Annotated in this window: 7 protein-coding genes; 3 read left to right on the top strand and 4 right to left on the bottom strand. The window is 72.6% G+C overall.

The genetic code is table 11. The annotated features are described in order from the left end of the window. Window positions 1-591 precede the first annotated feature (591 nt). A complete protein-coding gene (locus DVH02_RS12670) occupies window positions 592-2,595 on the top strand; it encodes a putative bifunctional diguanylate cyclase/phosphodiesterase (RefSeq protein WP_114623892.1) in 2,004 nt (667 codons plus the stop codon). An 88-nt stretch (window positions 2,596-2,683) separates the two neighbouring features. On the opposite strand, the gene DVH02_RS12665 is transcribed toward DVH02_RS12670, so the two are convergent. The 4 genes from DVH02_RS12665 to DVH02_RS12650 all read right to left on the bottom strand — a co-directional run bounded on the left by DVH02_RS12665 (window position 2,684) and on the right by DVH02_RS12650 (window position 7,267). Next, window positions 2,684-4,132 carry a WGR domain-containing protein gene (locus DVH02_RS12665; RefSeq protein ID WP_114623891.1) on the bottom strand — a complete coding sequence of 483 codons (1,449 nt, stop codon included), beginning with the start codon at window positions 4,130-4,132 and terminating at the stop codon, window positions 2,684-2,686. Window positions 4,133-4,279: 147 nt separating this feature from the next. Then, entirely contained in the window at window positions 4,280-5,335 is a 1,056-nt protein-coding gene (locus DVH02_RS12660) for an LLM class flavin-dependent oxidoreductase (RefSeq protein WP_233518193.1), read from the bottom strand. 328 nt (window positions 5,336-5,663) lie between these two features. Further along, on the bottom strand, window positions 5,664-6,386 hold the full coding sequence (locus DVH02_RS12655) for a maleate cis-trans isomerase family protein (RefSeq protein ID WP_199566257.1): 723 nt from the start codon (window positions 6,384-6,386) through the stop codon (window positions 5,664-5,666). Further along, window positions 6,383-7,267, bottom strand: coding sequence for a maleate cis-trans isomerase family protein (locus DVH02_RS12650; protein ID WP_114623888.1), 885 nt, complete (start codon window positions 7,265-7,267; stop codon window positions 6,383-6,385). The genes DVH02_RS12655 and DVH02_RS12650 overlap by 4 nt, the downstream gene beginning before the upstream one ends. 188 nt (window positions 7,268-7,455) lie before the next feature. On the opposite strand from DVH02_RS12650, the gene DVH02_RS12645 reads away from it, so the two are divergent. Further along, complete coding sequence (locus tag DVH02_RS12645; RefSeq protein WP_114623887.1) at window positions 7,456-8,418, top strand: D-2-hydroxyacid dehydrogenase; 963 nt, start codon at window positions 7,456-7,458, stop codon at window positions 8,416-8,418. After that, a complete protein-coding gene (locus DVH02_RS12640) occupies window positions 8,411-9,907 on the top strand; it encodes an amidase (protein WP_114623886.1) in 1,497 nt (498 codons plus the stop codon). Before DVH02_RS12645 ends, DVH02_RS12640 begins: the two co-directional genes overlap by 8 nt. Window positions 9,908-9,935 lie beyond the last annotated feature (28 nt).

The raw sequence follows: 9,935 nt of genomic DNA, 5'->3' as shown, positions 1-9,935 counted from the left end.
CCACCGCCCCGGGTGGCTGCGGACGCTCCACGTCGACCTCCGGCTACGGGATGGGGGACACCACACCCCACCCTGTGTGATTTTGAGGTGATATGCCCTGTTCCGCTGCCCCACATGAGTGAGCACGCACACCACCCCGCCACCACGACCGGCGCCCCCCGGCGCCCTGTCCCGCCGCCCCCGTTGGCCCCTTAGCCCCCACTGCCCCCCCCTACCGCCCCCGACGCCCCCTCGGCCCATGCGGCCCCCGTCGCCGCCGACGGCATCGCCCTCACCATCGCGACCTCGATCACTTTCATCACCGCGAGCACCACGCTCACCACCGTCACCACGGCGTCAGCACACGGCGAACCCCACGACACCCCGGCTCTTACGGAAAGTCACCGTCGTTCGCGATCATTCGGCGGGGAGTCCGCCAAGGCCAGGCGCGCAGAAACGATCGTTCAATCAGTTGCCCGCGGCTTTCCGTGGCCCGCTTCCCTGTCCAGAAGCTGGAATGGCCCCCCGGCATCCCTCTATGATCGGCACACTTTCTCTGGCTGACCCGTCCCGACCCCCCTGTACGACACCACTGCACCGCGGGAGCGAGCCGTGAGCGGAACCTCCGAAGGGCCGCGGCCGGCGGCAGTCGCGGCGGCCGGCACCGTACGCCACCCGATCACAGAACGTCACACCCTCGGTAGAACCACCGCCGAGCAGCAGGAGCAGCGCGACCCCGGCGAGCCGCGAGAGCCGTCGGCCGCCGACCCCGGCTCCGGCTCGCGCTCCGGACCCTGCCGCGAGTCCGAGGTCCGCGCGCTGCGCGACTACCACGCCGCGTTCCAGGTGGCCCCGCTCGCCATGGCCGTCATCGACCACGAGGGCGCGATCATCAGTGCCAACGACGCGCTGGCCGTGCTGCTGGGCACGGAGCCCGCCGCGCTGTGCCACGAGTCGGCCGCCGACCTCGTCGACCTCGCCTCGGACAGCCGCACCTGGCACTCCTACCGGCAGGTGCTGGACAACCGGCGCTCCCGCTTCCGCTGCACCCGCCGCCTCAAGCACGCCGACGGGCGGACGCTGTGGGTCGAGGTCACCGTCGCGCCCGTGCCCGAGAGCGGCAATGTGCTGCTGTCGATCGCCGACATCAGCGACCGGCGCGAACTCCAGGCGCGGCTGCGGCACCTCCAGATGCACGACTCGGTGACCCGGCTGCCCAACCGGACCCTGTTCTTCGAGCGGCTCGCCTCGGCGCTGGAGGCGTCGACCTGCGACACGGGCGCCGGGATCGGGATCGGCACCGGCGCCGCGGTGTACGGGCCGGGCCGCCGGTCGTACGGGGATGGCGGAGGCGATGGCAGAACAGGGCGGATCGGTCTGTGCTACCTCGACCTCGACGGCTTCAAGGCCGTCAACGACACCCTCGGCCACCGCGTCGGCGACCGGCTGCTCGCCGCCGTGGCGAGCCGGCTCACCGAGTGCGCCGACCACGACGGCTACACCCGCAACGGCGGCCATCTGGTGGCCCGGCTCGGCGGCGACGAGTTCGCCATCCTCGTCGAGGACTCCACCGGTACGGAGCAACTCGCCGACCTCGCCCGCTCCGTGCTCGTCGCGCTCCAGCGCCCCTTCGACCTGGCAGGCCAGCGGCTCTCGGTCTCGGCGTCGATCGGCGTCGTGGAGCGGGTGGCGGAAGGCACCACCCCGACCGGTCTGATGCAGGCCGCGGACACCACGCTGTACTGGGCGAAGGCCGACGGCAAGGCCCGCTGGACGCTCTTCGACCCGGAGCGCAACGCCCACCGGATGACCCGCCAGGCGCTCACCTCCACGCTGCGACCTGCTGTCGAGCGCGAGGAGTTCGTCCTCCAGTACCAGCCGTTGGTGGGGATGGCGGACGGTGTCGTGCGCGGGGTGGAGGCGCTGGTGCGCTGGAACCATCCGCAGTTCGGCACCCTGGCGCCGAATCGGTTCATCGGTATCGCCGAGGAGGACGGCTCGATCGTGCAGCTCGGCCGGTGGGTGCTGCGCACGGCCTGCCGCCAGGCGCGCCGCTGGCAGCTGGACCATCCGGACACCGCGCCGCTGTTCGTCAGCGTCAACGTGGCCGTGCGCCAGGTCTGGGACTCGGACCTCGTGACCGATGTCGCCGAGATCCTGGGCGAGACCGGGCTCGCGCCCAAGCTGCTGCAGCTGGAGCTGACCGAGTCCGCGGTGATGGGCTCGGCGGGCCGCCCGCTCCAGGCGCTCCAGGCGCTGAGCGACATGGGGGTGCGGATCGCCATCGACGACTTCGGCACCGGCTACTCCAATCTGGCCTATCTGAGCAGACTGCCCGTCTCGGTCCTCAAGCTGGACGGTTCCTTCGTACGGGGGTTCCGCTACGACGAGGGCGCGCATCCGAGTCCGGCGGACGAGACGATCGTCGAGGCGCTGGTGCAGCTCGCGCACCGGCTGGGGCTGACGGTCACCGCCGAGTGCGTGGAGACCTCCGGTCAGGCGGCGCGGCTCCAGCGGATCGGCTGCGACACGGGGCAGGGCTGGCTGTTCTCACGGCCGGTGGCGCCCGAACGTATCGCGGAGATGATCGTGGCGGTCGCGGCGAACCACGCCTGACCGGCGGCCCGCCTGGGCCCCGCGGTCCCCGCAGGGCCCGCCGTCCCCGCGCGACCCGCCGCCCCCACGGCCTCGGCCCCGGCCCCGCTCACACCAGCCGCCGTATCTCGCCCCGTACCCGGTAGAAGCCTCCCTGCGCCGGGTGCAGCGACTCCACCACGTACCGGGTGCCGACCTCGCGGATGCCGCGCGGGAACTGGACGTTCCAGGTGGGCTCGAAGCCGTCCGAGACGACGTGGACGCGGAGCCGGCCGCCACCGTCGTCGACGCACTGCACCACCACCCCGCCCGCGGGTGCCGCCGCCGAGGAGACGGTCGCCACCGTCCGTACCGAGGTCGCCGGGGTGTACGTGGGCAGCGCGGCGGCCGACTTGACGTCCATCGCGACCGGGACCGTGCCCTGCTGGGCGGCGGTGACGGCGCTCGTGCTCGCGTCGACGCAGACCAGGGAGCCGTCGGTGGTGACCATGTACAGCTTCTCGTCCAGATACTGCATGGAGAGCGCCGAGCCGCCGCCCGTGCCCAGCTTCCACAGCCTGGTCCCGTCGGCGTCGAAGCAGTAGACCGAGGAGGAGCTGTCACCGGCGAAGACGTAGCGCCCGCCCGGCGCGGTGGCGCACGAGTAGACGGCGGTGTCGCACCGGTACGTCGCCTCGACCGCGCCGGTGGCCTTCGCGAGGCGCTGCACGACATGGCGCGAGGTGCCCGCGTACACCGACGCGTCCTCCTGCCAGCCGAACAGCACCCCGCCCGTCGTCGGCGTGTGCCACAGCTCGCCGGAGCCTCCCGGCTCGTACGCGGTGACGCCCTTCCCGTGCCCGTGGTAGACGGCCCGCTCGTCGGCGCGCACCATCCAGGCGCTGCCGCCCGCGGACCTGCGGGACCACTGGTGCTCGTCCTCGTGGTCGATGACCGTCAGCCCGCCGTCGCGGTCGGAGACGTTGAGCACGCCCTCGCGGATGTCGAGCCAGAAGATGTCGACGTCGGCCGCGATGTCGTACGCGGCGAAGGGCAGCTTCGACGACAGGTCGTACACCTTGCCGTCGTCGCACCCCGCGTATATCCAGAAGTCGTCCGCCACCAGGCACTTGACGCCGTCGGGCAGCGCGTAGCGTGCCAGCACCTCGCCGCCGTGGCTCAGCGTGTAGACGTCCCCCGCCTGATTGCCCACCCAGCAGCGGTCCTCGTCGATGTGGATGCCGAAGGCCGAGGAGCCGGTACGGAACCGCCACAGCACCGGGGCGACCGAGCGGGACGTCGAGGGCGCGGAGGTGACCTGGCGGCGCGTCACCGGGCGCGCCGCGCGCTGCCCCTGGACCGCGGGCGCGTATCCCTTGCGGACCTTCTCGCCGACCTTCTTCGCGGCGGCGGCCCGCGCCTTCTCCTCGGTCGGGAAGGACGAGACCTGCGACTGGCCGTCGGCACCGATCCGTCCGTAGCGCACGGAGACCACCGTGCCCTCCACGGTCACCTCGTAGAACTTGTGCGCTCCCGCGCCTTCCTGCGACAGCTCCAGATACGTCGTGGCACGCGACATGGCAGACCTCTCCCCCACGTTGGGCCCGGCGACCTGTCCGCCGCACCCACTACGAGAACGCTACGAGGAGGCACTGACAATCGGCCCGGGGCGCTGGTGCGCCCCGGGCCGTGAGGGAGGAGAGGGGGGAGGAGCGGGGGGAGGAGATCAGCCCGTCGTCGGCAGGCCGTACGCGTCCGCGATCAGCTCGTAGCTGCGCAGCCGCGTCGCACCGCCGTGGGACTGGGCGGTGAGCATCAGCTCGTCGGCGCCCGTGCGCTTCTGAAGGTCGTTCAGACCGTCGCGCACCTGGTCCGGGGTGCCGTGGACGATATTGACGAGCCAGCCGTCCACGAACTCCTGCTCCATGGCGCTGAACCGGTGCGCCTCCGCCTCCTCCGGTGTCGGTACGAGCCCGGGGCGGCCGGTGCGCAGCCGGACCATGGCCAGCGCCCCGGAGAGGACCTGCCTGCGGGCCTCGCGCTCGGAGTCGTTCGCCAGGGCCGCGACGCCGATCACCGCGTACGGGGCGTCCAGCACCCCGGAGGGGCGGAACGACTCGCGGTAGAGGTCCAGCGCGGGGACGGTGTTCTGGGCGGAGAAGTGGTGCGCGAAGGCGAACGGCAGCCCCAGCATCCCGGCCAGCCGGGCGCTGAAGCCGGAGGAGCCGAGCAGCCAGACCGGCGGCCGTCCCGGCGGTCCCTGGACCGGTCCGGGCACCGCGTGGATACGGGCGTACGGGTGGCCGTCGGGGAAGTCGTCGTCCAGGAAGCGGGTCAGCTCGGCGAGCTGCTGCGGGAAGTCGTCCGCGCCCTCGTTCAGCCGGTCCGTACGGCGCAGCGCGGCGGCCGTGGCCCCGTCGGTGCCCGGGGCGCGGCCGAGGCCCAGGTCGACGCGGCCGGGGGCGAGGGCCTCCAGGGTGCCGAACTGTTCCGCGATCACCAGGGGCGCGTGGTTGGGCAGCATCACGCCGCCGGATCCGAGCCTGATGCGCTCGGTGTGGGCGGCGAGGTGGGCCAGGATCACCGCCGGGGACGACGAGGCGACGCCCGGCATCGAGTGGTGCTCGGCGACCCAGTGGCGGTGGTAGCCCCTGCGCTCGGCGAGTCGGGCCAGCTCGACACTGGTGCGCAGCGAGCGGGTGGCGGTGGAGCCGCTGCCCACCGTGACCAGGTCCAGTACGGACAGGGGTACGGGGGCGCTGCCACGCGCCGTGCCGCGGATCGCGTCCGCGGACTCCCGGGGCGCGTCCGCCGCCGTTTCGCCCGTGGTACCGCCGCTCGTGTCGGCCGTCGTGCCTCGGCTCGCCTCGTCCACCGGTCAGACCCTCCCGCGCATGAAGACAACTGTGTGAAGACAACTGTGTGAAGACAACTCACTGACAGTTCGTCTCCAACAGGAGGGTCGCTCCGGTTATTCCCGACGGCGGATTCAGGGGGGCGGATTCAGGGGGCGGATTCCAAGGGCGGATTTCCGCGGGTGGTTCCCGGCGCGCATTCCGACGGTGGATCCGCCAAGCTCTCGTCCGGGAACCCCGGCCGCCGTCAGCGGCTCACCGTTCCCGGCTCGCGAACAGCGTCCCCAGCCTCGGCGCCCACGCCTTGCGCTCCGCCAGCCGCAGCCCTTCCCAGACCGTCACCTGATTCGCCGTGAGGACGGGCTTGCCGAGCAGTTGCTCCAGCTCCGGCAGGTACGCCGCCGTGTGCAGCGCCGTATCGGGCAGCAGCACGACCTCCGCGTCCGGGTGGTCGCCCGCGCGCGCCAGCTCCAGCACCTGGTCCCGGCCCCAGGTCCCGACCTCGGCGGCCGTGATGATGCCGCTGGCGCGGTCCGCGACGACCTCGATCCCGGCCGCCTTGAGGAACGCCGTGAAGTGCCCGGTGACATCCTCCGGATACGTCGCGGCGATGGCGACCCGCTCGGCGCCCAGCTCCCCTACGGCGTGGGCGAAGGCGAAGGACGTGCTCGACGCGGGCAGTCCTGCCGCCCCCGCGAGGGCGCGGGTCTGTTCCCGCGCGCCGTCCCAGCCGTACACGAAGCTGCCGCTGGTGCACGCCCAGACCACCGACTCCGCGCCGGCCAGCCGCAGCTCCTCCACTCCCGTGGCGAGCCGCTCGTCCTCGCCCATCCGGATCAGCGCGTCGACCCGGTGGGCGTCCTCGCCGATGTCGGTGTGGACGAGGGGCAGCCTGATGTCGCTGTCGAGCAGCACCTCGATGCGCGGATAGTCGTCCTCGGCCGAGTGGCCGGGGTAGAGGAATCCGACGGTCGTCATGTCCATCCTTCCGAATCGTCCGGCAGGGGCAGCGCGTCCGCCTCCAGGCCCGCCTGCGCCGGTCCCACCGGTGCGATCGGAGGGAGGGACTCCGCGGGCGGGGCCTGCGGCGCTTCCCGCACGGGCCGCAGCAGCGGTTCGGAGCGGCGCCGGTCCATCAGCAGTTCCTGGTACGGGCCGACGGCCTGCGCGCCGAGTCTGCGCAACGCCGCCCACATCGTCACCTGGTTGGCCGACAGGACCGGCATCCGCAGCTCGGCCTCCAACTGAGGAATCGCGTCGTACGTCGGCAGATTCGTACAGCTGATGAAGAGCGCGTCGGCCGCCCCGACGACGGCCTGCCGCGCCATATCCATGACCGAGCGGTACGGCACCTTCCAGATATCCCTGGTCAGCCCCAGAAAAGCGCGTCCCGTGACCGTTACCCCGACCTCGGCCAGATAGTCCTCCAGCGACTGGGTGACGGACTCCGTATAGGGCGTGACCAGCGCGATCCGGGTGGCTCCCAGCTCTCTCAGCGCTTCGACCAGCGCGCCGGTGGTGGTCAGTGAGTCGACCTCGCCGGAGCGGCTCATCTCCTCGCACATGGCCCGTTCGGCGAGCGGGCCGCCGACGAAACTGCCGGAGGTGCAGGCGTAGGCGATGACCTCGGGTTCGGACGCGCCCAGCGCCCTTACCGCTTCGCGGAGCGTCTCGTGCTCGCTGACCAGCCGGGCGAGATCGAGGGAGACCTCGACCGGCACATAGGGCGTTCTGGTCACGCGCAGCGAGATCTCGTCGGGCACCCATCGCCAGAGTTCGCGATCGAGTGCGAAATCGAACGGAGCGACCACGCCGACACCACGTTGCGGCTGTGGTCCACCCAGAAAGGAGACTTCCATGGCTGGCCCCCTTATACGCTTCTTGTTGACGACGTTAGGAGCCAGGTGCCAACGTGGTCAATCGCCACATCTCAGACGTTGCACGGATTTTTCCAGCAGGAAATCCGGCAGGAATCCAGCAGGGGATCCCGCGCGCGACCCGGCGGGACATCCGGCCGTCACGGCCTCGGCAGAAGGGCACCTCCCCCATGGCGTCCCCCACTCTCCTCGTCCTCGAACAGGCCGGCCCCTCCCCCTCCTCGCCGCGGCTCGGACGGCTCACCGGCAGAGCGCGGGTGACCACCACCGACGAGGCCGGTCTCGCCGCGGCGCTGCCGCTCGCCGACGCCCTGTTGGTCTGGGACTTCACCTCCGACGCGGTACGGCACGCCTGGCCGGGCGGCGGCCCGCGGCCGCGCTGGGTGCACACCGCGAGCGCCGGGGTGGACCGGCTGCTCTGCCCCGAGCTGGTCGCCTCCGACACGGTCGTCACCAACGCCAGGGGGATCTTCGAGGAGCCCATCGCCGAGTACGTGGCCGGGCTGGTGCTCGCCATGGCGAAGGACCTCCCGGGCACGCTGGAGCTGCAGCGGCAGCGACGCTGGCGTCATCGTGAGGGGCTGCGGGTCGCGGGGAGCCGCGCCGTCGTGGTCGGCGCGGGCCCGATCGGCCGGGCCGTGGCGCACACGCTGCGGGCGCTCGGCGTGACGGTCGCGGTCACCGGCCGTACGGCACGGCCCGGCATCCACGGCGCCGACCAGCTGGACCGGCTGGTCACCCGGGCCGACTGGGTGATCGGCGCGGCGCCGCTGACGGACGCGACGCGCGGGATGTTCGACGCGCGGCTGTTCGGGCTGATGCAGCCGTCGGCGCGGTTCGTCAACGTGGGGCGCGGCCGACTCGTCGTGGAGAGGGACCTGATCGCCGCCGTCTCGAAGCGGTGGATCGCGGGCGCCGCGCTCGATGTCTTCGAGCGGGAGCCGCTCGACGCGGACAGCCCGCTGTGGGACGTACCCGGGCTGATCGTCTCGCCGCACATGAGCGGGGACACGGTGGGCTGGCGCGACCGGTTGGGGGAACAGTTCGTCGAGCTTTATGAACTTTGGGCGGCCGGAAAGCCCCTTTCGAACGTGGTGGACAAGAAACGTGGGTACGTCCCCATGCATGACTGATCACGCGTTCCCGAGCGACCCGACCGACGTGACCACTCCCACCGCCCCCACCGACCCCGGCGATCCCACCGGCCTCACCCGGCTGACCGCGCGGCAGCTCCTCGCGGGGTACGCGCGGGGCGACTTCTCCCCCGTCGACGCGACCCGGGCCGTACTGGACCGGATCGCGGCCGTCCAGCCGCTGGTCAACGCGTTCGTACGGGTGGATTCCGAAGCGGCGCTCGCTCAGGCGGAGGCGGCGGCCGGGCGGTGGCGGGCGGGCGCGCCGCAGGGGCTGCTGGACGGCGTGCCGGTCTCCGTGAAGGACCTCTTCCTCCAGCGCGGCGGCCCGACCCTGCGCGGCTCCGGGACCGTACGGGCGGCCGGCTCCTGGGAGGAGGACGCGCCGGCGGTGGCGCGGCTGCGCGAGCACGGCGCGGTGCTCGTCGGGAAGACGACGACGCCCGAGTTCGGCTGGAAGGGGGTCACGGACTCACCGCTGACCGGGGTGACGCGCAACCCGTACGACCTCACCCGCACCTCGGGCGGGTCGAGCGGCGGCAGCGCGGTGGCGGTGGCGCTGGGGGCGGCGCCGCTGTCGATCGGCACGGACGGCGGCGGCTCGGTGCGGATCCCGGCGTCCTTCTGCGGAGTCTTCGGGTTCAAACCCACGTACGGGCGCGTGCCGCTCTATCCGTCGAGCCCGTTCGGCACGCTGGCGCACGCGGGCGCGATGGCGCGGGACGCGGCGGACACGGCCCTGCTGACGGATGTGATCAGCGGCGCCGACTGGCGGGACTGGTCGCAGCTCGCCCCGGCGCCCGCGCTCGGCGACGCGCTCGCGGAGGGCGCGAAGGGCGTGAAGGGGCTGCGGATCGCCTACTCGGCGTCCTTCGGCGGCCAGGTCGCGGTCCAGCCCGCGGTGGCCTCGGCGGTGCGGCGGGCGGTGGGCAGGCTCGCGGAGCTGGGCGCGTACATCGAGGAGGCCGATCCGGACATCAGCGATCCGGTGGAGGCGTTCCACACCCTGTGGTTCGGCGGCGCGGCGCGGCTGACGCAGTCGTTCGGCAAGGAGCAGCGGGAGCTGCTGGATCCGGGGCTGCGGGAGATCGTCGCGGCGGGTGAGCGGTACAGCGCGCTGGAGTATCTGGCCGCGGTGGACGCGCGGATGGAGCTGGGGCGGCGCCTGGGCAGGTTCCACGCGTCGTACGACCTGCTGGTGACGCCGACCCTGCCGCTGACGGCGTTCGCGGCGGGGGTGGAGACGCCCGGGGGCGCGGGCGGTCGGGGGGCGGGGCAGCGGCGCTGGACGTCGTGGACCCCGTTCACCTATCCGTTCAATCTGACCCAGCAGCCCGCCGTGAGCGTGCCGTGCGGGGTGGACGGGGACGGGCTGCCCATCGGGGTCCAGCTGGTGGCCGCCCGGCACGGGGACGCGCTGGTGATGCGGGCCGCACACGCGCTGTACGAGGCGGGGGCGGCGCACATCCCGGCACCGGGGGCGGTCTGAGGGCGGGCGGGTGCGGTCCGGCGGTCTG

Origin of the sequence: Streptomyces corynorhini (assembly GCF_003346515.1) — a bacterium.
Taxonomy (GTDB): Bacteria; Actinomycetota; Actinomycetes; order Streptomycetales; family Streptomycetaceae; genus Streptomyces; species Streptomyces corynorhini.
Note: the sequence above shows the minus strand (reverse complement) of the source record. Positions and strands in the feature narration are given on the sequence as shown.